The sequence below is a fragment of the Spirillospora albida genome (assembly GCF_000718255.1).
GTDB classification, from domain to species: domain Bacteria; phylum Actinomycetota; class Actinomycetes; order Streptosporangiales; family Streptosporangiaceae; genus Spirillospora; species Spirillospora albida.
Genome location: NZ_JOFJ01000084.1, coordinates 1 through 298 on the forward strand (window position 1 = coordinate 1; position 298 = coordinate 298).

General features: G+C 65.1%; 1 protein-coding gene. It reads right to left on the bottom strand.

Translation table 11 applies throughout. The annotated features are described in order from the left end of the window. Window positions 1-297: flagellin N-terminal helical domain-containing protein (locus tag IE99_RS0128635; protein WP_483852549.1), on the bottom strand; the 297-nt coding region annotated here is incomplete at its 3' end. Window position 298 lies beyond the last annotated feature (1 nt).

The following is a 298-nucleotide window of genomic DNA, read 5'->3' on the forward strand; positions in this document are numbered from 1 at the left end:
GTTGGCGGACTGAACGGCCAGGTCACGCATACGCTGCAGGATCGAGTGCGTCTCGGTGAGAGCGCCTTCAGCCGTCTGCGCGACCGAAACGCCATCCTGGGCGTTGCGGACCGCGACCTTCAGGCCGCCGGTCTGGGCGCGCAGGCCCTCGGAGATCGACAGACCGGCGGCGTCGTCGGCGGCCCGGTTGATCCGGAAACCACTGGACAGCTTCTCCAGCGACTTGCTCATCGAGCCGTCGTTCACCGACAGGTTGCGGTACGAGTTCATCGCCGCGATGTTCTGATTGATACGCAGA